We start from the raw sequence: 25,460 nt of genomic DNA on the forward strand, positions 1-25,460 counted from the left end.
CCGCGGTGGGGCGGATCCGGTCAGTGCAGCAGGTGGGTGGCCATGTGTTCCCACTGACGGATGGGGGCGGTGCCCGGTGTCGGGGTCAGGAGGTGGAGGCTGACGTGGTCGGCTCCGGCGTCGAAGTGCTGTTGGACGCGGTGGGCGATGTCCTCGGCACTGCCGTGGGCCACCAGTGCGTCGACCAGCCGGTCGTCGAGCGCGTCCGGGTCCTCGTATCCAAGTCCCCGGAGCAGTCCGCCGCGGTTCGGCAGGGCGGCCGCGGCCGTGGTGCGGGCCAGTTCTGAGGTGTCTGCATGGTCGTTGCCGAGCACGCACAAAAGGGTGACGGCCAACAGGGCATCGTCTCCCAGGACGGTTCTGGAGGTGCGCGTGTAGTCGACGGGCATGCCCAGCACCGTTGCGCCCCGGGTTCGTTCGGCGGCAAGGGCGAGCATGTCGGAACGCAGGGCCGCGAGTACGCGGTGGGGTGATGCGGTCGCGCCGGGTGGCCCGAACGGGGCGGTGTCCAGCGCGTCGAGGTAGGAGCGCATGGTGGCCAGGGGCGGCCCGAAGCGGTGGCCGCGGATGTCCTCGGCGAGGCTGGGGTGGCTGTCCCACAGGCCGAGCAGGAACCGTCCGGGGAATGCCTCGTCCAGGGTGCGCTGCGCGGCGGCGGCCGTGACCGGGTCGCGGGCGTAGATGTCGGTCATGCCGGCGGCCACGATCATGTGCCGGGTGGCAGACAGGAGGATCGCGGCCTGTGCCATCGCCTCCCGTCCCGTGGTCTCGGGGAACCACAGGGTGCCGTAGCCGAGGTCTTCGATCGTGGCGGCAGCCTTACAGAGCTGGGATGCGGGAAGGTGGTCGAAGTCCCCTGCCCAGATCCCGATGCGGCCGAGGCCGTGGGGACGGGCGCTCACGCGTCCTGCCCTGCGGTGCGCGTGGAGTCCAGGAACGCGGCGATCCGGGACGCGCCGGTGCGCTCCAGCCAGGTGCCGAAGTCCATCGTGGCGGGGTGGATCTTCCGGGTGGCGGGAATGTCGGCGCGGTAGCCGAGTGTGTTGAGCCACTCGTTGGCGTAGGCGAAGTCTTCGCTCAGGACCCGGATCGCGTCGATCGGTACCTGAACATAGGGCAGCGATATGCCGAGCGCCTTCCCGATGGCGGCAGCGATCTGAACCGGCGTCAGTTCGTCCCCGGCCAGGGAGACGTTGCGGCCGATCCACTCCTTCGGCCGGGCGAACACCAGCGCGGCGACGGCGCCGACATCGTCGACGGCCATGAACTGCTGCGGAACCTCCGGCGCGAGCCCGGTGGAGAGGCTTCCGTTCCGCAGCGCATATCCGCCGGTGAAGTTCTCCATGAAGGACACCGGCCTGACGATCGTCGCGGGCAGACCGAGCGCGGCGATGTGCTGCTCGATCCGCCACTTGCTGACCAGGTTCACCGGAAGCTTCTCCTCAAGGTGCCGGTCCGCTTCGGCGACCGACGTGAAGACGAAGTGCCCGATGCCCGCTGCGTGCGCGGCCTCGGCGACGTTCGCCCCCCAGCGCACCTCGTCCTCGGCGGTGAAGTCCGGCGCGGTGCCTGGTGAGCCGACGGTGGGCTGGACGCTGAACAGGCCCCAGGCGCCCTCGGCCGCGACGGCCAGGGAGTCGACGTCCTCCATCTGCGCCCGCACCACCTCCGCTCCCGCTTGCGCCAGCGCGGTGGCCCGAGCCCCGTACGGGTCCCGCGTCAGCGCGCGTACCTGCCAGCCGTCCAGGAGCAGGTGATGTGTCACGGCCCTGCCCTGAAGGCCGGTCGCCCCCACCACGACGACGGTCTTTCCTGTCGGTTCCACGGATCTCTCCGTATCGCATGCCGACGAGGGGCCACGTCCCGATAAGTGGGGTGGCCCTCCGGTTATCGGTCGCTACGATATGGAGGGCCACCCCAGTTAGCAAGCCGTCAGGAGTTTCTGTGCCCCACAGTGCAGCCGGCCCCGCTCCGAGGCCGATGCGTGCCGACGCGCGCCGCAACTACGAGCGGATCGTCGCCGCCGCCGAGACCGTGGTCGCCGAGCACGGCGCCGACGCCTCGCTGGAGGAGATCGCCCGGCACGCCGGCGTCGGCTCAGCCACACTCCACCGTCACTTTCCCTCCCGGCAGCTGCTCCTCGAAGCCGTCTTCAACGGCCGGGTCGAGACCCTCTGCGCCAAGGCCCACGACCTGCTGCCCGCGCCCGACCCGGGAGCCGCACTCGTCACCTGGCTCCGCGCCGTCAGTGCACACGCCGTAGCCAACCGGGGTCTGGGAGCATCCCTCATGCACGGTGCCCGCGACGGCGACCCCACGCTGGGAAGCACCTGCCACGCCATGATCACCAGCGCCGGCGGCGAACTGCTCGACCGCGCCCGCCGCATGAACGCCGTGCGCCCCGACGTCACCATCGCCCAGTTGCTCAAACTCGTCGGCGCCATCGCTTTGGCCACCGAGGATGATCCCGACGGCCCAGGCGAGGCCGACCGGCTCCTCACCCTGGCCCTCGACGGAGTACGCGCACGCTGAAGCTCCCTCCCGCGGCTGTGGGCGCGGATCGAGCCGTTTCTCCTGCGGAGAGCGCCTTCATACTCAGTGCGTTGACCCTCACACCGTGTCAGGCGGTCAGCTCGGAGACATCATGTTCACCATCGGAGACTTCGCCCGGCATGGCCGCGTCTCGGTCCGGATGCTGCGTCACTACGACGCGACCGGACTGCTGCGCCCGGCTCACGTCGACCCCTTCAGCGGCTATCGCTACTACACCGCTGCCCAGCTCACCCGCCTCAACAGGATCATCGCGCTCAAGGACCTCGGATTCACCCTCCAGCAGGTCCACGACATCGTGGACGAGAAGGTCACCCTCGAGGAACTGCGCGGCATGCTGCGGCTGCGGCGGGCCGAACTGGAGACCGCGATGGCTGCCGCGGAAGCACGGCTGGTCCGGGTCGAGGCGAGGCTCCGAGCGATCGAGAGTGAGGGGCACATGCCCACGAACGACGTCGTCATCAAGAGCGTCCCTTCCGTCCGAGTGGCGGAGCTGACCGCAACCGCCGCGAGTTTCGAGCCAGAAGACATCGGCCCGGTCATCGGGCCGCTCTACGACGAGCTGTTCCGGTGCCTGGACTCAGCGGGTATCGCCCCCACCGGCCCCGGCATCGCCTACTACGAGGACGCCCCGGAGGGCGGAGGCAGGATCAGCGTCCACGCCGCCGTCCAGGTCTCCGCCCCTCTCCAGGACGGCACCTTCCGGATCCTCGACCTGCCGTCCCTCGACCAGGCAGCCACCATCGTGCACCGCGGTTCGATGGACGCCGTACTCCCGACCGCCCAGGCCCTGGCCCGCTGGATCGACGCCAACGGCTACCAGTCGACCGGATACCCGCGCGAGATCAACCTGGAGTGCCCGGAAGACCGTGACGACTGGGTGACGGAACTCCAGGCTCCGGTGACCCGGGCCTGACCCATCGCGCCCCCAACCTCACTTGGCCACGTTGGGGCAGCGGAAGACCGCTACGGTCCCCCGCTGCCCGACCTCGATACTGCGCCAGCCTCTAACGGCTTGGGGAGCGATAAGAATCTGGGCCGGCCCGGCTGAGCAATCCGCCTGGGACTGATCAGCAGGACGTCCGGTCGGCGGACTGTGCTCGGCGTTCGTGCCGCCAGGCGTGCTGTTCGCCGAGGGTCGCGTCCCTCTTCGGCTTGCGGGGTGGGGCGGTGACCTGTTGTGGGAACTGGTTGGCCAGGCCTCGATCGCCCTCGTCGACATGCACCTTGACGCCGGGGCGGCAGCGCAGCTGCTCGGCGATGCCCTCGGTGCACACCGCGGTCTGGTCGTGCATCCGTCCTGGCCCCACGACCCCGCAGAAGAGGGTGCGCCCCTGGCCGTCGCTGAGCGTAGTGGCCTTGACGGTGTTCTGCTTGCGCTTGCCGGACACGAACGCCTTGCGGCATGGACGTCCGGCCTTCGGGCGTCTCACCTGCACGTCGGTGCCGTCGATGCGCAGCTCGACGTCCTCGGCCTCGGCGTAGGCGAACACGTCCTCGATGGTGCGCAGCCGGATGCCGGGCTGGTCGGGCAGGGCGAACCCGCGCGCCGCCAGCAGCGGCCGAACCTGCCGGATCGCGGCGGACACCGTGGAGCGGTCAACTCCTCACAGCACAGCCAGGGCCGAGTGCGGAAGATCGTGTCGCAGGTGCGCCAGCGTGGCCGGCACCCGGTCGACGAACACCAGACGATGCTTCGGGCCAGCACCAGCCTCGCGGCGCGATCGCCGCCGCGCCGCTCCCGCAGCGCAGACTCCTGCTGCGCCTCCCATGCCGGGCGAACTCAGCGACGAGTTCGGCGAGATGCTGTCGGGATACGCCCGATGGGGCAGGATGAGACAAGGCCGTGCGGGCTGATGACTTCACATCCACGGGCGCCGCGCCTCGCGCCGCCTACGCCTGCCGCCGCTCCCACTGCTCCTTCGTGATCTCGTACCGCACACCCCCGTGCTCGGAACCCTCGACCGCCATCATGTCGTCCGGCGTGGGGATGCTCTCCGCGAGTGTCATCCCGAGCTTCTCCATGACCTTGCGCGAAGGGCGGTTCACGGTCATCGTCTCGGCCCAGACCATGCGGATGCCGAGCTCGGCGAACCCCTTCGTCAGCAGCGCCTGCGAGACCTCGGTGGCGTAGCCCCGGCCCCAGGCCGCCTGGCGCAGGCGGTAGCCGAGTTCGGCCTCCTCGCGCGGGCCGCTGCGCAGCGGACGCAGGCAGAACCAGCCGACGAACGCGCCGCCGTCCTTCTCGTACGCCGCGAACAGGCCGAGGTCGTGATCCCAGCGCTCGTAGCCGGCGAGGATGCTGGGGATGGCGAGGTCGCGGACCTCCTCCGGCGGGGTCGGAGCACCGCCGGTCAGGTAGCGCATCACCGCCGGGTCGCTGTCCAGCTCGATCAGCAGGTCCGCGTCGGCGGCGGCGAAGGGGCGCAGGGTCAGGCGCTCCGACTCGAGGTAGGTGGTCACGTGAGGATCATGGCCGAGACGGGTCTGACGGTCCAAGGCTTTTTCGGGCTGCGCCTGTCACCGGGGCTGGAGGAGTAGCAGCATGGCACTGCCGCCTGCACATCACGGCCAAGGACCCGCGTCCATCGCTCCCCACGTCGTAAGTCACTGGAGGCCCTGTGGCCTGCTCTGTTACGGTCCTGGGGCCGGCCGCGGGACTCCGGTGCGACTTCCGGAACCTGCCTATAAAGCAATGATTCGCAGTTCGTGCCCCCATTCCCCGGCCGGCGTCAGCACTCCTGGGGGAAAGATCTGGATGGATTCGTACGGGGACCTCCTGGCAGCCGACGATGTGCTGCTCTTCGTCAACGCGGCGATCACCTCCACCGGACAGCGTGAGTTCCACAGCGACGCGGGCGAGCAGCAGCTGTCCCTGGACTTTCTCCATGCGTACATGCTGGGGAACTACCGCGACCTGTACGCCGGGGTCCTCGCGCTCGACATCAACGACCACAACGCAGTCCTGATCATCCGACGGCTGCTGGAGACCGGCGGCGAGGCCACTGCCGAGCAGCGCCGCAACGAGGGCCGTCTGATCGCGTCCCGTCTTGCGACACTGCCGCCCCAACGCGTCTACGGACTGTTCGACGACCTGCGCCGGGCCAGGGTGAACAACCGTCGCTGCCGCGCGATCATGCGTGACTGGCTGTCCGCCCGCCCCGATCTGGCATTCGACGCCGTGAAGTACCGCAGTGGCCTCAAGCGAGCCCTTCGCCATGCACACCTGGCCCCCGCCACCGAAGAGCTGGGGACGTTCCTGTTCGCGCCACTGACCCGCCCGCACTATGCGACACCCCTCTTGGAGACATGGCGCCGTGCGCACTATGAGCAGGCCGCCCTGTACGAACTGCCCTATACGGTCGCCGAGGGCTTCGCCGCCAAGTACGGCATTGCCCGCGATGTCTTCCTGGAACGAATAGCTCCGCGGATGACCCGGCTGGAGACCTTGCGGCTCCAGGAGTCCGCGCACAAACGTGGGGCCACCGGCGTGCAGGCGGACCTGGCGGGGATGCCGCTGACGCGACTGGTGACCTATGTGCTGTCGCTGCCGGTCGAGGACCGTCGGCGTCGGCGTGCCGAGTTGACCCACGCCCTGGAATCGGCCGCCGACCGGGTGGCCAGCGTTCACCGCGGGAGGTGGGGCAAGGTCACCGCCGTACTGGATGACAGCTTTTCCTCCTACGGGTCGGCTCACAAACGGCGTCGGCCACTGGCCGTGGCCCTGGCCTGCCACTATCTGCTCGGGGCCCTGGCCGGCGACTACACCGGGCTGTGGACGTCCGGGCGGACCGACGCGCTGCTGACCCGTCCGCACGGGCCGACACCGGTCGGCCTGCGGATTCTCGACGCGCTGGACACCGCCCCGTCGAGGCTGGTGATCGTCTCCGACGGATGGGACAACGCGCCTCCCGGCCTGGCCGCCGAGGTGCTGCGCATCTGGCGGACCCGGCTGGACCCCGAGCGCCGCACCAGCATCGTCCATCTCAACCCGGTGTACGACGCGGCCGACTTCGATGTGCGCCGGCTGTCCGCGACGGTGCCCACCGCGGGTATCCGTGACGCCGAGGATCTTCCCGCGTTGGTCGAACTCGCCCAGTTCGCGGAAGGCCGCACTGGCCTGGCCGAACTGAAAACCTACATGGACACCCGGGTGAACCGGATGATCAGCGAGCATGAGCGGGAGCGGGCGCGATGACGACACTGGACCTGACCGGCCTGGCCACCCGCCCCTCCCAGGTCTGGAACGCCGTCAGACTGGTGCCGCTCGTGCGTGACGAACCTATGGACGACCTGCGTCTGCACTCGCAGCTCTACGACGATGCCGTCGGGCTGGTCGAGGTCGGCCCGCGCCGTGCCTACGTCTCCTATGTCCCGCACGGTTTCGTCGCCACGTGGACCGATGACGGCACGCCGGCGGCCGCCTACGGCACACAGCTCTCCGCCGACGAGAACACGGCTCCCCCGGCCACGATGGGTCTGCGCTTCCACCGCAGAATGGCCCGCCGTCAGGCCAAGGACCGGCTGCGGTTCCTGCCCATGCACCTAGCGCTGGAAGGCTACCTGGCGCTGCACTTCGGCGGACCCACCATCGCCTGGGAGGAGTGGTCGCAGCGTGCGGTCCGCCAAGGACTCTCTCCCCGCGTCGAGGAGGCCTATACGGGCGCCGAGGTACGGGGGCTCGCCGACGCACTGCGCATCTTCGAGATCCACCCCGGCCAGTGTGGCGTGATGGTCTACGTCGCCGACGCGCTCGCTGCCGTGTTCGTGGTTCCGCATCCCGACGACTACCGTGCCCTTCACCCGACGCTCCTGAAGGACCTGTACGGCGAACTGATCCACCACTACGCCACGCTGATGCCTCCGGTGCCGGACTTCCGGGCCCGCATACCCGACCAGCAGATCCGCTCCCTGACCGACCTGCGCACGGCGGTTGCCGAGCAGGAACATGCCTGGACGCGTTTCCACGACACCACCATGGCGACCGGCCTGCTGGAACACACCTACACCTGGCAGTCGGTCTACCGGATGGGGCGCTTCACCCTCTCCCGCTTCCTGCCCGCCTTCCGCCCCAAGCAGGAGAACCACATCGGTGAGGCCATCACCGACGACAGCGGCCGGATCGCCTACCTCAAGACCTTTCGCCTGTCCGAGAACCAGGTTCGTCGCGGTCACCTTCTGAGCAGGCTTGCCGCCCACGACTGGCACCTGGCCGACACCGCAGCCGATCTCGGTATCGGTGAGGCGCAGCTGGGCCTGCGACTGGAGTCCGCCGGGTTCGGTTTCCTGCTGCGCCAGGACGTCCTGGACGGATACCGCAAGCAGCAAAGACGAACCCGGGCCCATCAGTCGTAGAAGAACAGCTCGAGGGCCTCCACGGAACCCGGCCCGGTCAGGAATCCCTCGGCCAAGGCGATCTCGTTCTCCGCCGGGAACCGGCCTTTCAGGAGCTGACTCATCCATATCTCGCCCTGCTCGCCGATCGCGTAGATTCCGGAGAGCAGTTCGGCCATTCCGGCGGGCTGTGCCGGGCTGCGCCCGACGACGGGCTGGAGTTCCCATCCGCCCGCCCGGGCGGCCAGCCGGAGCACCCCGGCCCAGTTGGAGATCCGCCCGATGCGCACGTGCCACGAGTCCGCGGTGAACGGCGCCGGCCTGCCGCCGTGCAGGGCGTTGGTGGCAGCCCTGATGTCCGCCATCACCTGCCGTTCCACGGCATCACGGACCCAGCTGCCCTCCTGTGCCTCCTCGATGGCGGCGGACCACCACTCCCATGCGCCCTCCAGCCGGGCCGTGAACGTATCCATCGCGCCAGGTTTTCACGCGCCCTGCCGTCGGCCTTCACGGGGAGCCCGAACAGCCGAGAAACCTCGCCACGCCGCCGGTCATTGGAGGATGAACGTGTCCCGGTGATTGGCGGTGTAGTCGGACTGGACCTTGCGGTAGCCGCCGTTGGGGCCGTAGGTGGTGTAGTGGACGAACTCCCGCTCGCCGGTCGCGTCGGCTGCGAATGGCGCGTTTTCGACGAACTGCCGGAGGACCGGATGGCAATGCATCGGGAACTCGTCGGCGGTATAGCGCACCGGGAAGCACAGGCGGCGCACGCCCGACTCGTTCCAGCTGAACGGCTGGTACACGTGGAACGCCCGGGTGTTCCGCTCCCGTTCTTCCTCGTCCGGCAGGGTGAAACCGAGGCCCGAGATGACGTCCTCGACGGTTGCGGAAGTCAGCGTTCCGGGAGGAAAGACCGGCGAATAGATGTTGAGGGCGCGGTGCCCGAAGCTCACCGGTCCACGAGTTTGTCGAGCAGGCTCTCCATGGGATGGCCGTCGAAGCGCAGCAGTCCGGCTTCGCGCAGCCGGGGCACCGGATGGACGGGCCGGCGGTAGCACACCCGGAGGTTGACGTCCCGCTTCTCCGCCGGCTGGGTCGTGGTGCGCATACCGAGCCATGCGCCCTCACACAGGTCGCCCACGACGCTCATCCATCGGTCCACCGCGGCGGTGTTGAACGGGACGTCCACTGCCCGGGCGCAGCGGCGTAAGTCGTCCCGGAGTTTGATCAGGCCGGGCTCCAGGGGTAAGGGGACGGTCTAGGACATGCTGCATCTCCTTCATCAGGTGCCGGGCGGACGTGAAGTGCGGAGAAGGCCATGGCTTCAGACGGGTTCGGGCTGCGGTTCGGGGCGGGGTACCGGGAGGACCTTCGTCTCCCAGTGGCCGGTGGTGCGCACATAGGCGTAGACGACCGAGGCCGTGGCGAGGAGCAGCAGGGGGCCGAACAACCAGGGGTGCTGGGCCATGTGGAGGGGCAGGTAGCGGTACGACAGCAGGAGCACGGCGAAGACCAGCGTGCCGTGGACGACCAGCTGGATTCCCGACCGGTCCCACCCTTGCGCGGACGACCGCAGCGCTGTCTCGACCGTGAGGGCGAACACCGCGCCGGCCAGCAGGTCCGCGCCGTAGTGGTAACCGAAACCGAGCGTCGCGGCGAGGGTGGCGACCAGCCAGAAGGTGCCCGCGTACCGGAGGAATCGCGGGCCTTTCCGGGAGTGGATGAAGATGGTGGTGGCCCATGCCGTGTGCAGGCTGGGCATGCAGTTGCGCGGTGTGATCCCGTCGAAAAGGATGGCGTGCGGGGCCCCGACCGGCTGCGGCACATTCGGCCACACGTCCGCCGCTGCCCAGTGCCCGCCGCTCGGACCGTACGCGAACACCGGACCCACCACCGGGAAGACCATGTAGACAGCCGGTCCGATCAGGCCGATGGCGAGGAACGTACGGACCAGATGGTGGCGTGGGAAGCGGCGCTCGACGGCCACATCGCGCAGTTGGTAGGCCGCTACCGCGACCGCGGCCACCGCGAGCTGGATGTAGACGTAGTCCAGGAGATGGGTGCCGATCGGGCCGGTCGCCGCCACGATCCGGCCCATCACCCATGAGGGGTTGCCGAGCGCGTGGTCGGCCATCGCCACATAGGGATCCAGGACTTCCGGGCGGGTCTTCGAGGTGATCAGCAGCCAGGTGTCGCCGGTCTTGCGGCCGGCCACCAGCAGCAGGCCCAGTCCGACGCCTTTCAGGAGCAGGACGCGTTCCGGGCCGGAGCGGCGGGTGATCCCGATCACCGCCCAGGCCAGCACCACCCACAGTGCGCCGTTGCCGAACGGATGACCGTCGGTCACCTTGATGCCCAGCGCCAGCCGTACCAGCGCGAACAGCACATCGATGCCGACCGCCGCGCCCAGCGATACGAGCCGTTGCCGCCAGGTGAGCACGACCATGGTCAGGGCCAGACTCGCGTACAACAGAAAGCCGGATTTAGGGGGAAATATCACCTCCCGAGCCTGGTTCGAGAGCGGCCCGGGGATTCCATATCGATCCGCGGCGACCTCCAGCACCACGAGGAATCCGAGGACCAGCACGCCCGCCGCAGCCCACAACACCGCCTGCGGCCGACGCCAACCCTCGGCCTCAGCCCCGCGGCCTATTCGCGAAGACACTCACAACACCCTAGAAATCAATGACCCGGCCGATACGTCAGACACTGGACGAGTTATCCCTGCCGATACCGGGCCGACCGGTTTCCCGGTGGAAGACCGACGGCAAGGACGCCCGCCATGAGCCCGATCATGCTAGCCCCGGCGCCGTCGGCAGAGACAGGCGGATACCGGCACAACCCGTGCGGGCTCCGACTCCGGCTTCCGGCCGGAGGGCCTGCTCAGGAGAGGGCGGTCGGCCGGCGCGGGGGCGGGACGGCGCGCAGGTGCTCCCACAAGGGGCGCGAGCCGGACGCCCACGCTCCGAGGGTGTGGCGGTCGACCAGATGGAGGCGCTGCTGGTCGGCGAAGGCCACGGCCGGTGCGGTCACCCGGCCGTTCGTCACGATCACGGCGACATCGGCGCCGTGGACCTGTCGGGCCGTGCCGTTGAGGACCTGGAGGTCCGGTGTCCCCACCGGGGAGCCGGACAGGCCGTTGCGGCGGTGCTTGCACTGGATCACCCAGCGCCGCCCGTAGGGGTCGGTGGCCTTCACGTCCGCGCCCAGGTCCCCGCGGCCGCCGACCCTGACGGCATCCTGGCAGCCGTCACGGCGCATGAGGTCCCGGACCGCGTCCTCGAACCGGGTGTGGTGCAGGGCGTCCAGCTGGGACAGCGCGTACCGCAGGCCCTGCGCGCGGACGGCTTCCCAGCGGGCGTTCTGCTGCTTGCGGTAGAGGTGCCCGGCGCCGGCCAGTGCGGCGAGCGTGCCGGCGAGGAGCAGGAGCCACCGGTGGGCGAGCAGCCAGGTGATCACCGTCACCGTCAGACCGATGGCCAGCGCGGCGGCCAGGAGGAGGCCGGTCAGCTGGTCGTTCTTCCGCTGTCGTCGTTTGCTCGGCCTCCGGGTACGCCGCCGGGCCGGCGGACGCCTGGTCATCGCTGCTCCTTCGTGCCGGGTTTCCTCGTCCCGCCTGGACTGATGCCGGTCGTGAGCCGGCCCAGGAGGGGGTTCTTGTCTGGCCGGAGCCCCACGCAGCCGGAGGTGAAATGCAGGCGAATGGCATGAAGTGTTCGGAGCTGGCCGAATACCGTGCGGCGGGGCACGGGCGACGGCGGGGGCTGCGGTGGCTGTTAGCGTCCCGTCGTGTGAAGGACAGTGTGTACACGGGCAACGCGGGTGCGGACGGGGCCGCGGACCGGGGATGGATTCTGGGGCACTTCAAGGACACCGGCGATCCCCGGCACAGTGAGGCCGTGGAGATCAAGTGGGGTGTCCACCCGCGCGGCGACGAACGGGCGCAGTGGGTGAAGGGGGAAGAGCGCACGGCGCTGCTGGTCCTGATCAGCGGGCGCTTCCGGGTCGAGCTGCCCGACCGCAGCGTTCTCCTGCGCCGCCAGGGCGACTACGTCGTATGGGGTCGCGGTGTCGATCACTCGTGGTTCGCCGAGGAGGAGTCGGTCGTACTGACCGTCCGGTGGCCCTCCGTGCCCGGCTACGCGGTGTCCGGGGTGGACCGGGCGCGACGCTCCGTCTGACCGGAAAACGCCGCAGGGCCCCCTGCCGGCGGTGGTCGCCGACAGGAGGCCCTCGGGGCGGGCCCCCTCGGGGTCAGCCGTCGGACTCCGAGGAGGGGAGGTAGGCGCCCGGGACGTCGTCCGGGGCGTAGATCTTGTTCTCACCGGGGTACGGCTTGGTCCAGTTGTGCGTCTCGTACCAGGTGTAGTGGTTCATCTGGGCGGGGTTGGCGTAGTCGGGGACGGCGTTGGGTCCGGTCAGGCGTTGCTTGGACTTCCAGGTGTCCCACTGGGCGGCGAGTTGCCGCTTGCCGGCCGGCACCTTCGACGGCGGTACGACGGCCGCCTTCGGGTCCTGGGGTGCGGGGGTGTCCACGCCGCAGGGCGGCGGGGTCTTCAGGCCGTCGGTCAGCGAGGTCCGGTTGGGCAGCGCGGTGAACGGGGTGTAGTCCGGGTGCCGGGTGAAGGCCGCGCGCATCGGGGTGGCCGCGCTGTCCTTCTGGTTCATCGGCTCGATCCCGAGGATCTGCTCGATGGTCCGGATCAGGGTGATCTGGGTGTAGTAGTGGCTGTCGACGGTGCCGTGCCGGGCCCAGGGGCTGATGATCTGGATGGGGGCGCGGTGGCCGTCGACGTGGTCGAGGCCGGCCTGGGCGTCGTCCTCGACGACGAAGATCGCCGAGTCCTTCCAGTAGGGGCTGTGCGAGATCTCGTCCACGATCCTGCCGGTGGCGAGGTCGTTGTCGGCGACCTGGGCGGCGGGCCCGGCCGGTCCGCCGGTGTGGTCGCTGGACAGCCAGAACATGTTGAGGTCAGCCGGACCGTTCTGCTCGAAGTCGCGCTTCCAGATCTGGTAGCGGTACACGTCCGGGACGCTGGTGTCGAACTTCGCGAAGCCGTGCACCGAGACGTCGTTGAGGGACGGGATCGGCGAGGAGGAGACCAGGGGGTAGGCGGTGTCCTGCCCGGTCGCCTCCATGTTCTTGCTGTCGCAGTACAGGTTCTGCCAGCTGGAACCGGCCGGCTTGGTCAGGAACTGCTGGAACTCGCCGAAGTCCCGTACGGACTTGCCCGCCGCCTGCGCCCCGGTCCACAGGAACCCGGTGCGCTGGTGGCCGAGGGCGTCGTCCTCGGTGTCGTAGCTGCGCTGGTACTCGCCGGCCGAGGACTCGGTGTACTCCGGGTTGTCGGCCTGCATCAGCCAGTTGTGGCCCTCGGCGGAGTTGGTGCCGATGTCGTACGTGTTGTCGTACAGGCCGAACTGCCGGGCCAGGGCGTGCTGGTTGGGGGTGACGTTCTCACCGAACTCGGCCAGTGACGGGTCGCCGTCGCCCTCGGGGATATCGCCGAGGACCTGGTCGTAGGTGCGGTTCTCCTTGACGATCAGGAACACGTGCTTGATGGTCGAGGGGTCGCCGAGGCGGGTCGGGACGGGCACCGCTCGCGCATGGCTGCTGTTGTCGGTGTGGGTGACCGAGCCCGGGCTCCAGCCGTTCTGCCGGAAGACCTTGGCCGTCTCCGAGCGGATCGTGCGGTCGCTCGGCAGGGTGAACCGCTGCACGCTGGATGTCGTGTCGTGCGTGTTGTGGCCGGCGCTGTTGGTGGGGCGGCGGGCGTCGATGCCGCGGGTGTTGGAGACCAGCACCTGGTCGCCGACGGTGGCGATCTCGGCGGGGAAGTAGTCCGTGGGGAGCAGGCCGATGTAGCTGACCGGTTCCTGCGGGCTGGTGTACCGGTAGACGGCGACGGCGTTGGCGCGGCCGAGCGTCACCAGCAGACGGCCGTCGTCGGTGAGGGTCACCGCGTCGGGTTCGTAGCCGACCGACGCCTCCGGCCACGGCTGGGTGGCGATGGTCTGTACGACCTTGTCGCGGGCGGTGTCGATGACCGAGACGTCGTTGCTCGCGGTGTCCGTGACGAACAGCGACCTGCCCTTGGCGTACAGGGCGGTGGGGTGCAGGCCGACGTCGATGCTGGTGGCGGTGGCGTCGGGGTGGGCCAGGTCGATGACGCTGACCGTGCCGGTGGTGGTGGCGGCGGTCACCGGGTCGGCGGGCACCGGGGTGTTGTAGGAGTTGATCGTGGTGTCGCCGGGCTGGGCGGGGCGGCCGCCCTCGTTGCTGACGTAGAGCTTGGAGCCGGCCTGGACCAGGTCGCGCGGGGCGTTGCCCACGGACCAGCTCTGCTTGATCGCGCCGGTCGCCGCGTCGATGGCGACCACCCGGTTCTGCCCGTTGACCGCGGAGTAGACGGTGGAGCCGTCGGAGGAGAACACGGCGGCGCCCACGAGCGCGTGCCGGGGGCCGTCGGCGGGGATGCGGACGGACACCGGGTTGCCGACGCTGCCGTCGGGGTTGACGGTGAACTTGGTGTAGCCGTCGGTCTGGCCGAGCCAGAGCTGCGTGCCGTCGGGTGAGTACGTGGGGCCTTCCTGGCCGACGCTGTTGCTGCCGATGCGCAGGTCCGCGGTGGCGGAGGTGCCGACGAGCTGCTGCACCTTCCAGTCGTCCAGGTTCACCACGGCCAGCGCCATGCCGCCGTCGGCGACCGAGGCCGCGAGGTGGGTGCCGTCCGGGCTGACCGCCGATGACATGATCTTGCCGTTGTTCACGACGAGGCGGTCGCCGTACGGGTCGATGTACTGGTCGCTGGAGATGACCTGGCCCCGGTCGGTGTCCTGGCCGACCTGGTCGGTGCCGAACTGGCGGGTCTGGGCGAAAGCGGTGCCTGCGGCGAGGACGGCCACCGCGGTGACGGCTGCCGTGGTGAGGGGTATGCGGCGGCCCGCGCGTCTGCCGAGGAGGCGCGAACCGGTTCTCTCGACACGTCTGCGGCGGCGTGTCACCTGCATGGGGTCATCCTTTCGTCATCCCTCGTGCTCATCCCTTCTCATCCCTTCGTCATCCGTTGGGCGTGCCGGGAAGGAGGTCGACGTTGCCGTCGAACTGCCAGAGCGGGTTGGGTGCGTCTCCTGTCGGGGTGCGCACCAGGAAGTAGCCGTTGACTTCCTTCGGTCCGTCGCCGTCGGCGACGTATCGCCCGTCCGCGGTGATGTCGAGCTGGTAGACGGCCGTTCCGGTGGCCTGGACGCCGGGCAGATGCCAGGAGACGACACAGCGCCAGTCGTTGCCCGGCCCCTGCACGGCGTCCGCGGCTCCGCCCTTGGTGCAGGCCGCCACGGCCTTCAGCTGCGCTTCCGGGACGTCGGGGCGGTTGAGCTGCCTGGTCTGCATCCGGTAGAGATGGGCGAACTCCGTGGCGAGCGAGCGCTGGACCGCGTCCTGGCCGATGCCGGTGCCCGTGGTCGTCGCGGTGGTGAGTGCCGCGACGGCCGCGACCGTCACGGCGACCAGTGCGACGAGCGGCAGGGCCGCCGCGGTGACCGCGCGGCGCGCCGAGCCGTCGTCGGTGAGGTTGGTGAAGTCGCGCCGCAGGAACAGCAGATACGCCAGCGCGGTCGCGGTCACGGCCCACACCAGAGCCACCGCCACGCCGATCAGGAGCGGCCCGAGCTGTGCCGGGCTGGTGAACAGGCCGTTCCACGCGATGAAGGCGTACCCGGGCAGGGCGAGCCGTACGGCTACGGGGAGGGGCAGCATCTGGGCGAGCTGCATGGCCAGCGCGAGGAGGGCGGGCAGCAGCAGTCCCATCGGGGACCGGCCGAGGACGACGGATCCGAGCAGGCCGATCGCGGCGAGAGCCAGGGTCGGGGCGAGCGCGCCGGTCCAGGCGAGCAGGACGCTGGCGGCGGCGTCCGCCGGGGCGACGAGGTGGCCGTCGAGGCCGACCAGTGGCTGGTTGCCGACCGCGAGCAGCCCGCCTGCCGTACTGGAAGCGGCCAGTCCTGCCACGAGCAGCAGGATGACGGTGACGCTGGCGAGTGCCTTGGCCACGAAGATCCGGCGCGGCGAGCGGACGGCGACGAGCAGATGGCGCCAGGTGCCGAGCCGGTCCTCGGCGGCGAAGACGTCGCCGGCGACGACGGAGGTGAGGAGCGGCAGCGCCCAGGTACCCGCGAAGCCGAGCGTCACCAGGGGTCCGGCCCATCCTGTGGCGTGCATCCAGCGGCCGAAGAGGGTGTCCGTGGGCAGCGTGCTCTGCCGGCTCACCGCGGCGACGAACACGGCGGGGGCGATCCAGCAGGCGAGGACGAGCAGCCGGATCCGCCAGTGCGAGACGAGTTTGACCAGTTCGAAGCGGTAGGCGCGGGCGACGGAGACGCGGTGGGTGAGGGCGGCCTGGGAGCCGGCGACTGCGGTCGCGGTCATCGGGCGGTCTCCTGCTGCTCGTTGCCGGTCGCGGTCATCGGGCGCTCCCCCGCTGCTCGTCGCCGGTCGCCGGCTGCCGGTGCTTGTCGGCTCCGCGCGTTCGCTGGTGCGGCTCGCTGCCGGTCGTCGGGCTGTGTGGCTGCCCGGCGCCGGTGTCCCGTTGCTCGGTGAGGGCCAGGAAGGCGGCTTCGAGCGGGGACACGAGGGGGGCGAGCTCGCGCAGCGCGATGCCCGCCTGGACGAGTCGTACGACCAGTTCGTCCAGGGCGGGTACCAGCGCACGGACGACGAGCGCCCCGGTGTCGCGGTGTGCCCCGGCCTCTGTGACGGTCCCGATGCCCGGTGTGTCTGCGGCCATTTGCCGCGCGGCGTGCGGGTCGGAGGTGACCAGCCGGTAGTCGAGTGCGCGGTTCTCCGCGGCCAGTTTGCCGAGCGGTCCGGAGAACACGACCTGTCCGGTGGCGAGGATGGTGACCTCCGAGCACAGTGCCTCGAGGTCGTCCATGCGATGGCTCGACAGGACGACACTCGTGCCCTGCGCCGCGAGCCGCGTCAGGACGCCGTGGACGTGTTTCTTGCCGGCCGGGTCCAGCCCGTTGGAGGGTTCGTCGAGGATCAGCAGCCGGGGCCTGGTGAGCAGGGCGGCGGCGAGGCCGAGCCGCTGGCGCATACCCAGGGAGAAGCCCCGCGTCCGGTCGTCGGCGACGTCGGTGAGCCCGACCTGGTCGAGTACGTCGTCGATGCCCGCCGTCCGTGCGTCCTGGCCGCGGAGTGCGGCGAGCGCGACGAGGTTCTGCCGGGCGGTGAGCGACGGGTACAGGCCCGGCCCGTCCACGAACCCGGCGACGCCGGCGGGCGCGGCGAAGGCCCTTCCGACCGGGGTGCCCAGGATCTCCATGCGGCCGCTGTCGGCGACGGCCAGGCCGAGCAGCAGACCCAGCAGTGTCGTCTTGCCCGCGCCGTTCGGTCCGGCCAGGCCATGGATCTGCCCCTGCGCCACATCCAGATCGACCGCGTCGAGCGCGACGACATCCCCGAAACACTTGGTGATCCCGCGTGCCCGGATTGCGAGGAGTGGGTCCATGAGCTCCTTCTTTCGGAAACCTCAAGGACCCTAGGGACAACACACAACACAGGCAGGGGCAAGTGATTGAACGCTGACGGAACGGAAGGCGACCGGAACCCACCCTGTCGTTAGCCGAAATGCCGTTGTTTCAGGGGGATTTCAGGGTGACTGCGGGGAGACGTCGGGGTGTCGTCCGGCCTGCGCCGGGCGTGTTGGGCGTGCCGGCCGGCGTCGGTCGGGGCATCTCTGCGATCAAGCTGGGGTCAGGCCTCCGGCCTGCGGTGATGAGGAGTGGCCCGCATATGCTGATCCCGGGGGTGCGGGACGGGAGTGGCCATGGAGAAGAGAGCGGACATACCCCGGCGCCGGCTGCGGGCCGTGCCCAGCGCCGCGGAGCTGTGGCTCCGCCGCCGGCGGGCGCTGCGCTTCATCGCCCTGTGTGTGATCGTCCTGGTGCCGTGGACGGTCTACCTCGGGTTCTCCCTGCCCGGCCAGTACCGGGCCCGGTACTGGCCGGCGGCGTGGGTCGGCTTCGACGTGCTCCTGCTGCTCTCGCTCGTCGCGGCGGGTGTCGCCGTCTGGCTGGGGCGCCAGCTGCTGATCCCGTGCGCCGTGGTCGCGGCCACGCTGCTGGTGTGCGATGCCTGGTTCGACATCTCGCTGTCCTGGGGTAGCCGCGATGTGTGGGGAGCGGTCGCCTCGGCCGTGCTGTTCGAGATTCCGCTCGCTGTTCTGCTGCTCGTACGGGCGCATCGGGTGCTCCGGGCGACCGTCCAGATGGCGTGGGAGCGGCTGGGGCTGCCCGGGGAGCCGCCTCCGGTGCACCGGCTCCCCCTCTTCGGCGCCTACCACCCGGTCCCCCGCACCGAGCAGGATCCGCCACCCCCGGCCCCGTAAGGGGACTGGTGTGGGTTCCTCGGCTACGGAGTTGTCAGCCCCCTAGGTTCAGGCGCGGGCCTCGGCGCCGTACGGGCGGTGATGGGTCAGGCGGGGCGCTCGCCTCGTACCGGCGGGTTGGCGACGGGGCGGCGGGTGCCCACCGGCAGCAGCGACCGGCCGTGGGTCTCGTTGATGACGGTCGCCGCCGCCGTGTACCAGGCGACGAGTCCGGTGGCGATGCCGAACCAGCCGCCGACCTGCGTCATGGCGTGCGGCTGGCGCCCGGTCTGGAAGGCCCCGATGGCAAGGAAGAGGAAGGTGAGGGCCAGCAGGACGAGCACCGCGAGCACGGCGGTGCTCACGCGGAGCGCGGCGACGGCCATGAAGGCGGTGAAGATGGCCCAGCCGAGGAGGAACAGTCCGAGGGCGTTGTGCGTGTCACCGGCGAACGGCAGGCGCGGGGCGATCCACCAGTAGGACAGCCAGAAGGCCCCGTAGGAGACGAAGGCCGTCGCCCCGAAGGTGTTGCCGCGCCGGAACTCGAACAGTCCGGCGATGAACTGGGCGAGGCCGCCGTAGAACACCGCCAGGCCCAGTACGGGCACGATGGCGCCGGCCTCCTTCAGCAGGTCGGTGTTGATGATCGACAGCAGCAGCGTGGTCAGCGCGAAGCCGGCCAGGCCCAGCGGGGCCGGATCGGCCCAGCTCGCCGGATGCGGTATCTGCCCGGCCGGCTGGTCCGGCTCGAAGCTCCTGGTGTCTTCGTTCATGACCGGCATCCCTTTCAGCAGAGCACGACCGGACGGCGACGCTCGCCGAGCCCGCGCACATGCCCTGGTCGGGCCGCTCGGGCGGGCCGGCGACACGGGAGGGCCGCCCGCTCTTGTCTTTACGGAATGTACCCATTTGTCGCATTCATTAGCCCTGTCCGGGACGCCCTGGCCCTCGGCGGGGAATCAGCGCGCCCGCGACGCCTCGGCCACCGGCGGGGCACCGGCGCCCATGGGGCCGGCCCGCGTCGTCATCCGCCACCGTCGAGGTCGGTGCGCTGACGAACGACCCGCAGCTCGTCGCCGTCGACGGTGTGGCCCTGCATGCCGGGGCCGCTGTCGTCCCGGACCAACGGCCGGCGCTGCCGCCACGGCCCTCTGATGTCTCCGGACTCCGAGCGTCCACTGTGTAGAGGTGATAGGTGCGGGTCTTGGTGTCGGCGACCAGGCAGTGGTCGTGGAACGGCACGTGGGGAAGCCGCAGGGGTCCGGTCTTGGTTTCGGCCACGGCCGTAAGGTAGGCGGGCGTCGTCAACCGCCCTGCACGCCTGCTGGTTGGCCACATCACCGGCGGGCGAGGATGCGCCGCAGCCAGCGGGACCGGGCCTCGCGGGCGTCCTGGCTGAGCGCCGCCTCGGGGGCGAAGGTGTCGAAGCCGTGGCAGGCCCCGGGCCATACGTGCAGTTCGGCGTCTCCCCCGGCCTGCCAGAGCGCCTGCGCGTAGGCCACGCCCTCGTCCCGGAACGTCTCGGCGGACCCGACGTCGATGTAGGCCGGCGGCAGTCCGGAGAGGTCCGTGGCACGGGCAGGGGCCGCGTAGGCAGGCAGGTCCGCGGCGCCGTAGCGGTCGCCCAGGTGTGCCTGCCACGCCATGGCGTTGGAGGTGCGGTCCCAGAGGTCGAGGCCTGCCATCTGATGGCTGGAGAACGTGTCGTTGCGGTCGTCGAGCATCGGGCACATCAGCAGTTGCCCGATCGGCGCGGGTCCGCCCCGGTCGCGGGTGAGCAGGGCGAGGGCGGCGGCCAGCCCGCCACCGGCGCTCTTCCCTCCAAGGATGACGCGGTGGGGGTCGATTCCGAGTGCGGCGGCATGCCCGGCCACCCAGAGCAGTCCGGCGTAACACTCCTCCACGGGACGCGGGTAGCGGGCCCGCGGTGCAAGCGCGTACTCGACCGAGACGACGGCGAGGTGCAGGGGGAGAGACCATTCGCGCAGCAGTCGCGGAAGCACGGACCAGGCGTTGCCCGTGATCATGCCGCCGCCGTGCATGTAGTACAGCACCGGCAGGGGACCTACGATCCCGGCAGGCCGCGCGCTCACCAGGGTGACCTCCGGCCCGTCGGCGACACCCGGCACGCACACCTCCTCCACCTCGAAGCGGCCACCGGCCCGCAGTTCCCCGACCGTCGGCCTCGGCCGGGCCGCGGCGTCCTGCTCCTGCCGGGCCACGAGGTTCTCCGGAGTGACCGGCTCCCTCACGGCGGCGGGCAACGCGCGCAGGGCGAGGCTCAGTTCGGGATCGAAGGGTGGTGCGGGCGCCTCTCCTGCGGGCAACGCTCGTACGGTTCTCATGCGAGGCAGCCAATCACGGCCGACCGGGAAACCGGGATGCGTCCAGGGCTCCGTCCTGACAAGCTCGGCGTTCCTGCGGGGCGCGGAAACCTGACCTGATGCCGGAGGAAGTCGCCGTGACGGACTGTGTGTTCTGCCGGATCGGGGGCGGCGAGGCCGACGAGGACCTGGTCGCGTACCGCTCGGAAAGCGTCTTCGTCGTCCCCACGCTGAAGCAGCGGCGCAACAACCCCGGGCACGCTCTTGTCCTGCCGGTGTCTCACGCGACGGACCTGCACGGACTGCCTGCGGCTCTGCTGCACGAGGTCTTCGACGTCGCGGCACGGGTGACCCGCGCGGTGAAGGACGCCTTCGGGGCTGTCGGAAGCACCGTCATGCAGAACAACCATATTCCAGGGCAGGTGTTCCACCACGTGCATGTCCATGTGGTTCCCCGGTTCGCTGACGACGCGTTCCGGCTGCCCGATCCCGCCTTGCGGGAGACACCCCGTGACGTACGGCTGGCGCGTGCCGCCGCACTGCGCCGCGCACTGGCGACGCACTCCTGAGGCTTCGCCGCGGTCTTCGGAGCGGTGCCCGGCCCGAGGGGCAGCGCCACGACCGGGACCGCTACGAGGACCGCGGTCTGCCGTGCCGCGCATCGCCGCCCGGCTGTGCAGCCCTTAGGGGCCCCGGACGGCAAGATGGGGGCCGTCCCTGATGTACGGAGAGGCTTCGGGCCGTCACGCTTGGTGCATGACCGATGTACGACCATGCGGGCGGCGTAGGTTCGCCGGTGTCCGCGCGCTCGCCGCCTCCGCCGTCGCGGCGCTCTGCGCGCTCGTCACCGCCCTCCCGGCGGCTGCGGCCGACGCGCCCCGCGTATCCTCCGCCATCCCTTCATCCGCAGACCGGCCCGCCACAGCCCTGTCATCCACAGACCGTCTCGCGCTTCCGACGCCGACCGGCCCCTACCGTGTCGGGGAGGTGTCCCTGCACCTGGTGGACCCTGCGCGTCCCGATCCATGGGGGCAGGGGAAGCCCCACCGAGAACTCATGGCCAGCGTGTACTACCCGGCGACCCGCACTGCCGGTCGGCCGCCGGCGCCGTACATGCTGCCCGCCGCGGCAGCGCATTTCGACCGCGTCACCATGAACGACTACCTCGGAATGCAGATTCCGGCCGGCCGAGCCGACTGGGCCGACGCCCTCACCCACGCCGTTCTGGGTGCTCCGGTGGCCGCCGGGCTCCGGGGGCGGCTGCCGGTGGTGGTCTATTCGCCGGGGCTCGGCGAACCGCGTACGTGGGACACCACCCTGGTGACTGATCTGGCCAGCCGCGGCTATGCGGTCGTGACCGTCGACAACACCTACGAGTCGCCCGAGGTCCAGTTCCCCGACGGCTCGCTCGCCACCATGGTGCCGCCCTCCGATCCCGACTCGTACGTCCGCGCATCGCTGGCGGTCCGGGTCAGCGACACCAGCTTCGTCCTGGACCAGCTCCGGCTGCTGAACAGCGGCCGGAACCCCGACGCGGAGGGACAGCGTCTGCCGGACGGCCTGACCGGGGCCCTGGACCTTTCCGAGGTGGGTATGTTCGGCCACTCGATGGGCGGCACCACCGCAGCGCTGGCGATGGACGCCGACAGAAGGATCACCGCCGGGATCAACATGGACGGCAATCTGACGTACGTGGACGGCTCGCTCATGCCGGTCGCCGAGCACGGCCTCGACAGACCGTTCCTGCTCCTGGGCAAGGACGGCGCAACCGACACCGGTCCCGGCTGGCAGGCCTTCCGCGCCCACGCCCGGGGCTGGACCCGCCAGCTGACCCTGCGCGGCTCCGAGCATGCCTCCTTCACCGACGCGGAAGCGCTTCTGCCGCAGCTCCACCTACCGTCGAAGGTGCGGATCGCCGACCTCGGCACCATCGCTCCGGCCACCGCGCTGCGCACCGAGGAAGCCTATGTGGCGGCCTACTTCGACCACTGGTTGCGCGGCCGCAACGGGCGGTTGCTGGAGAGACCGTCGGCGAGGTACCCGGCCATGCTGTTCGTGGACTGATCGCCAAAGCGTGAGGGCCGGCTGTCCTACCGGGCGGAAAACCCGCAGCGTGCCTGCTCCAGCTGGTCCTTCACCCAAGGATCGTAGATCGCCAGCCGCCGCTTGGCCGCCGGGGCGAACTGCGCGATCTGCCCCGCGACCCACGGATCCATGCGCCGGGGAAGGCCACGGTTCGGGCCGCAGGCGTGGCTGCTGAGGTCGGTCGTGGCGCGAGCAGGGCCGTGGGCGGCGGACAGCGGCTGGGCCGCCGCCGCGGGGCCGGTGGCGAGGAGAGCACCTCCAAGCAGGGCAACGGAAGCGCCGACCGAGCCTGTGATGCGTGTCAGTTTCCTCATGGCCTTCTCCTTCCTTTCCTTCACCCCGTTACGTTCCGTGACGGATGCCGGCGGGTGGTCCTGTCACAGCCCGAGCGTCCGGAACAACGGGTACGGGCGCCTACCCGAGGGAACGCGCCGTACTCCTGCGCGGTCGTCGGACCTGGCCAGGCGACATGCCGGGGTTGCTCCGTTCGGGGCGGCCCGTCAGGCGATCGGCCGTATGCAGGGCGTTCCTGGCAGCGGCGCAGGAGGGCCAGCCGCAAGGATGGCGGCCGACAGCGATACGAACCGTGAGCATCGGGAGACCCCACTTGTGAGCATCCTCAACGAACCCGACGGTGCCGCGGCGGCCGAGGACTCGTACGAGAACGAGGTGCCGGTCCGGCGCAAGCAGCCGGGCAATGTCATGGTGAAGTGGCTGACGACCACGGACCACAAGACGATCGGCACGCTGTATCTGGCGACGTCGTTCGCGTTCTTCCTGCTCGGTGGCGTGCTGGCGCTGGTCATGCGCGCCGAGCTGGCCCGGCCGGGCCTGCAAATCGTGTCGAACGAGCAGTTCAACCAGGCGTTCACGCTGCACGGCCTGATCATGCTGCTGATGTTCGCGACGCCGCTGTTCGCCGGCTTCACGAACTGGATCATGCCGCTTCAGATCGGCGCGCCGGACGTGGCGTTCCCGCGGCTGAACATGTTCGCCTACTGGCTGTACCTGTTCGGCTCACTCATTGCCGTGGCCAGCCTCCTCACCCCGGACGGTGCTCCGGACTTCGGCTGGTTCATGTACACGCCCCTGTCGAGCGTGGTGCGCACGCCGGGCGCCGGGGCCGACATGGCCATCATGGGTCTGGCGTTCTCGGGTTTCGGCACCATCCTCGGCTCGGTCAACTTCATCACCACGATCATCTGCATGCGTGCCCCGGGCATGACCATGTTCCGGATGCCGATCTTCTGCTGGAACGTGCTGCTGACCGGTGTGCTGGTCCTGCTCGCCTTCCCGGTCCTCGCGGCCGCGCTCTTCGCCCTGGAAGCCGACCGGAAGTTCGGCGCGCACGTCTTCGACCCGGTCAATGGAGGCACGCTGCTGTGGCAACACCTCTTCTGGTTCTTCGGCCATCCGGAGGTGTACATCATCGCGCTGCCGTTCTTCGGCATCGTCTCCGAGGTCATCCCGGTCTTCTCCCGTAAGCCGATGTTCGGCTACATGGGTCTGATCGCCGCGACGATCGCCATCTCCGGTCTGTCCGTGACGGTGTGGGCCCACCACATGTATGTCACCGGCGGCGTACTGCTTCCGTTCTTCGCTTTCATGACGTTCCTCATCGCCGTGCCCACCGGGGTGAAGTTCTTCAACTGGATCGGCACGATGTGGAAGGGCTCGCTGTCCTTCGAGACGCCGATGCTCTGGGCCGCGGGCTTCCTCGTCACCTTCCTCTTCGGCGGGCTGACGGGTGTCATCCTGGCCTCGCCGCCGATGGACTTCCACGTGTCCGACTCGTACTTCGTGGTGGCCCACTTCCACTACGTGGTCTTCGGTACGGTCGTCTTCGCGATGTTCTCCGGCTTCCACTTCTGGTGGCCGAAGTTCACCGGCAAGATGCTCGACGAGCGCCTCGGCAAGATCAGCTTCTGGACGCTGTTCGTCGGCTTCCACGGCACCTTCCTGGTCCAGCACTGGCTGGGTGCCGAGGGCATGCCGCGCCGGTACGCCGACTATCTCGCCTCCGACGGCTTCACCACGCTGAACACCATCTCCACGATCAGCGCTTTCCTGCTCGGTATGTCGATGCTGCCGTTCCTCTACAACGTGTGGAAGACGGCCAAGTACGGCACGCCGGTCGGGGTGGACGACCCGTGGGGCTACGGCCGTTCGCTCGAGTGGGCGACCTCGTGCCCGCCCCCGCGGCACAACTTCGTCACCCTGCCGCGGATCCGCAGTGAGTCCCCGGCGTTCGATCTCCATCACCCGGAGTTCGCCGAGCTGGAGTACGCGGGCGGTGCAGGTGCGCAGGGCGGCGTGGAGCCGGGGCGCGAAAGCGGTCGGCCTTGACCCGGTCGAGTGGTCGCGGTGCCCCGCTGGACCGGCAGGGCGGGCCACTCGCCAATGAGGTCGAGGGCTACCTCCTGTTGCAGGCGGAGCGGGAGCAGGCGCTGCGGGAGGCCGAGGCACTGTGCGCGCGTCTGCCGTGGCTCACGAGCGGGCAGGCCGAGGACCTCGCCCGGCACTACACCGAGCAGCGCCTGGGCCTGACCCGGCAGGCACTCCAGGCCACGGCCGACCGGGCGAAGCGGCTGCGAGGCGAGTACGAGGCGCGTTATGCCGCGTTGCGGCGCGCTCTGTTCAGACGGCATGCCGCCTGCGCCTGCCTCCTGTTCACCTGCTCGGCCGCGGTCAGTACGGGGGCCTGCCTGCTGGGCAGGTGACCCCGGATCGGATCGGTGCCGGCCGGTGCTCCGCGGTAGGTGATCGGTGGCTCTGGGGAATGCGACGCGGCCGAGGG

General features: G+C 70.0%; 25 protein-coding genes. 10 read left to right on the forward strand and 15 right to left on the reverse strand.

Features of this window, described 5'->3' with window-relative positions; translation table 11 throughout:
• Positions 1-20: 20 nt before the first annotated feature.
• Entirely contained in the window at positions 21-902 is an 882-nt protein-coding gene (locus tag ACWCV9_RS00725; RefSeq protein ID WP_450783418.1) for a TIGR03620 family F420-dependent LLM class oxidoreductase, read from the reverse strand.
• Positions 899-1,825 (reverse strand): NmrA/HSCARG family protein, encoded by a 927-nt coding sequence (locus tag ACWCV9_RS00730; protein ID WP_450783419.1) that lies wholly within the window; start codon positions 1,823-1,825, stop codon positions 899-901. The genes ACWCV9_RS00725 and ACWCV9_RS00730 overlap by 4 nt, the downstream gene beginning before the upstream one ends.
• Before the next feature lie 119 nt (positions 1,826-1,944).
• On the opposite strand from ACWCV9_RS00730, the gene ACWCV9_RS00735 reads away from it, so the two are divergent.
• On the forward strand, positions 1,945-2,532 hold the full coding sequence (locus ACWCV9_RS00735) for a TetR/AcrR family transcriptional regulator (protein WP_450783420.1): 588 nt from the start codon (positions 1,945-1,947) through the stop codon (positions 2,530-2,532).
• A gap of 112 nt (positions 2,533-2,644) precedes the next feature.
• Positions 2,645-3,466 carry a MerR family transcriptional regulator gene (locus ACWCV9_RS00740; protein WP_450783421.1) on the forward strand — a complete coding sequence of 274 codons (822 nt, stop codon included), beginning with the start codon at positions 2,645-2,647 and terminating at the stop codon, positions 3,464-3,466.
• Between the two features lie 154 nt (positions 3,467-3,620).
• On the opposite strand, the gene ACWCV9_RS00745 is transcribed toward ACWCV9_RS00740, so the two are convergent.
• Both ACWCV9_RS00745 and ACWCV9_RS00750 read right to left on the reverse strand, forming a co-directional pair.
• Entirely contained in the window at positions 3,621-4,139 is a 519-nt protein-coding gene (locus tag ACWCV9_RS00745) for a transposase family protein (protein ID WP_450783423.1), read from the reverse strand.
• A 304-nt stretch (positions 4,140-4,443) separates the two neighbouring features.
• Entirely contained in the window at positions 4,444-5,013 is a 570-nt protein-coding gene (locus ACWCV9_RS00750) for a GNAT family N-acetyltransferase (RefSeq protein WP_450783424.1), read from the reverse strand.
• A 295-nt stretch (positions 5,014-5,308) separates the two neighbouring features.
• Here ACWCV9_RS00750 and ACWCV9_RS00755 point away from each other — a divergent pair, with 295 nt between their 5' ends.
• Together ACWCV9_RS00755 and ACWCV9_RS00760 are read left to right on the forward strand one after the other, a co-directional pair.
• Positions 5,309-6,748 carry a hypothetical protein gene (locus ACWCV9_RS00755; protein ID WP_450783425.1) on the forward strand — a complete coding sequence of 480 codons (1,440 nt, stop codon included), beginning with the start codon at positions 5,309-5,311 and terminating at the stop codon, positions 6,746-6,748.
• Positions 6,745-7,905 (forward strand): ARPP-2 domain-containing protein, encoded by a 1,161-nt coding sequence (locus ACWCV9_RS00760; RefSeq protein ID WP_450783427.1) that lies wholly within the window; start codon positions 6,745-6,747, stop codon positions 7,903-7,905. The genes ACWCV9_RS00755 and ACWCV9_RS00760 overlap by 4 nt, the downstream gene beginning before the upstream one ends.
• Here ACWCV9_RS00760 and ACWCV9_RS00765 read toward each other — a convergent pair.
• The 5 genes from ACWCV9_RS00765 to ACWCV9_RS00785 form a co-directional block, all read right to left on the reverse strand.
• The gene (locus ACWCV9_RS00765; RefSeq protein ID WP_450783428.1) at positions 7,896-8,357 is read right to left on the reverse strand and encodes a hypothetical protein; all 462 of its coding nucleotides are present in this window, start codon (positions 8,355-8,357) and stop codon (positions 7,896-7,898) included. The genes ACWCV9_RS00760 and ACWCV9_RS00765 overlap by 10 nt on opposite strands.
• A gap of 78 nt (positions 8,358-8,435) precedes the next feature.
• The gene (locus ACWCV9_RS00770; RefSeq protein WP_450783430.1) at positions 8,436-8,837 is read right to left on the reverse strand and encodes an aromatic prenyltransferase; all 402 of its coding nucleotides are present in this window, start codon (positions 8,835-8,837) and stop codon (positions 8,436-8,438) included.
• Positions 8,834-9,127 (reverse strand): aromatic prenyltransferase, encoded by a 294-nt coding sequence (locus ACWCV9_RS00775; protein WP_450784214.1) that lies wholly within the window; start codon positions 9,125-9,127, stop codon positions 8,834-8,836. Before ACWCV9_RS00775 ends, ACWCV9_RS00770 begins: the two co-directional genes overlap by 4 nt.
• Before the next feature lie 81 nt (positions 9,128-9,208).
• The gene (locus ACWCV9_RS00780) at positions 9,209-10,471 is read right to left on the reverse strand and encodes a phosphatase PAP2 family protein (protein ID WP_450783432.1); all 1,263 of its coding nucleotides are present in this window, start codon (positions 10,469-10,471) and stop codon (positions 9,209-9,211) included.
• 296 nt (positions 10,472-10,767) lie between these two features.
• Complete coding sequence (locus ACWCV9_RS00785) at positions 10,768-11,466, reverse strand: restriction endonuclease (RefSeq protein ID WP_450783433.1); 699 nt, start codon at positions 11,464-11,466, stop codon at positions 10,768-10,770.
• Between the two features lie 209 nt (positions 11,467-11,675).
• On the opposite strand from ACWCV9_RS00785, the gene ACWCV9_RS00790 reads away from it, so the two are divergent.
• Positions 11,676-12,065, forward strand: a complete 390-nt coding sequence (locus ACWCV9_RS00790; protein ID WP_385842740.1) for a cupin domain-containing protein — start codon at positions 11,676-11,678, stop codon at positions 12,063-12,065.
• Positions 12,066-12,138: 73 nt separating this feature from the next.
• Here ACWCV9_RS00790 and ACWCV9_RS00795 read toward each other — a convergent pair whose 3' ends face one another.
• From ACWCV9_RS00795 to ACWCV9_RS00805, 3 genes are read right to left on the reverse strand one after another with little or no spacing between them, the layout of a single operon-like run.
• Positions 12,139-14,895: an alkaline phosphatase family protein gene (locus tag ACWCV9_RS00795; protein ID WP_450783435.1), complete on the reverse strand. Its 2,757-nt coding sequence runs from the start codon at positions 14,893-14,895 to the stop codon at positions 12,139-12,141.
• A gap of 49 nt (positions 14,896-14,944) precedes the next feature.
• The gene (locus ACWCV9_RS00800; RefSeq protein WP_450783436.1) at positions 14,945-16,312 is read right to left on the reverse strand and encodes an ABC transporter permease; all 1,368 of its coding nucleotides are present in this window, start codon (positions 16,310-16,312) and stop codon (positions 14,945-14,947) included.
• A gap of 34 nt (positions 16,313-16,346) precedes the next feature.
• Positions 16,347-17,396 (reverse strand): ABC transporter ATP-binding protein, encoded by a 1,050-nt coding sequence (locus tag ACWCV9_RS00805; RefSeq protein WP_450783438.1) that lies wholly within the window; start codon positions 17,394-17,396, stop codon positions 16,347-16,349.
• Between the two features lie 318 nt (positions 17,397-17,714).
• On the opposite strand from ACWCV9_RS00805, the gene ACWCV9_RS00810 reads away from it, so the two are divergent.
• Positions 17,715-18,275, forward strand: a complete 561-nt coding sequence (locus ACWCV9_RS00810; RefSeq protein WP_450783439.1) for a hypothetical protein — start codon at positions 17,715-17,717, stop codon at positions 18,273-18,275.
• Between the two features lie 86 nt (positions 18,276-18,361).
• On the opposite strand, the gene ACWCV9_RS00815 is transcribed toward ACWCV9_RS00810, so the two are convergent.
• Both ACWCV9_RS00815 and ACWCV9_RS00820 read right to left on the reverse strand, forming a co-directional pair.
• Entirely contained in the window at positions 18,362-19,027 is a 666-nt protein-coding gene (locus ACWCV9_RS00815) for an acetate uptake transporter (protein WP_450783440.1), read from the reverse strand.
• 564 nt (positions 19,028-19,591) lie between these two features.
• A complete protein-coding gene (locus ACWCV9_RS00820; RefSeq protein WP_450783441.1) occupies positions 19,592-20,599 on the reverse strand; it encodes an alpha/beta hydrolase in 1,008 nt (335 codons plus the stop codon).
• Positions 20,600-20,697: 98 nt separating this feature from the next.
• On the opposite strand from ACWCV9_RS00820, the gene ACWCV9_RS00825 reads away from it, so the two are divergent.
• Complete coding sequence (locus ACWCV9_RS00825) at positions 20,698-21,147, forward strand: HIT family protein (RefSeq protein ID WP_450783442.1); 450 nt, start codon at positions 20,698-20,700, stop codon at positions 21,145-21,147.
• Between the two features lie 187 nt (positions 21,148-21,334).
• The gene (locus tag ACWCV9_RS00830; protein ID WP_450783444.1) at positions 21,335-22,642 is read left to right on the forward strand and encodes an alpha/beta hydrolase family protein; all 1,308 of its coding nucleotides are present in this window, start codon (positions 21,335-21,337) and stop codon (positions 22,640-22,642) included.
• Between the two features lie 26 nt (positions 22,643-22,668).
• Here the strand turns inward: ACWCV9_RS00830 and ACWCV9_RS00835 are convergent, their stop codons facing one another.
• Positions 22,669-22,977 (reverse strand): hypothetical protein, encoded by a 309-nt coding sequence (locus ACWCV9_RS00835; protein ID WP_450783445.1) that lies wholly within the window; start codon positions 22,975-22,977, stop codon positions 22,669-22,671.
• Positions 22,978-23,272: 295 nt separating this feature from the next.
• Here ACWCV9_RS00835 and ctaD point away from each other — a divergent pair, with 295 nt between their 5' ends.
• Positions 23,273-25,009: an aa3-type cytochrome oxidase subunit I gene (gene ctaD / locus ACWCV9_RS00840; protein ID WP_450783446.1), complete on the forward strand. Its 1,737-nt coding sequence runs from the start codon at positions 23,273-23,275 to the stop codon at positions 25,007-25,009.
• Entirely contained in the window at positions 25,006-25,383 is a 378-nt protein-coding gene (locus ACWCV9_RS00845; RefSeq protein WP_450783447.1) for a hypothetical protein, read from the forward strand. Before ctaD ends, ACWCV9_RS00845 begins: the two co-directional genes overlap by 4 nt.
• The last annotated feature ends 77 nt before the right edge of the window (positions 25,384-25,460 follow it).

The sequence above is a fragment of the Streptomyces sp. NPDC001606 genome, from assembly GCF_053596835.1.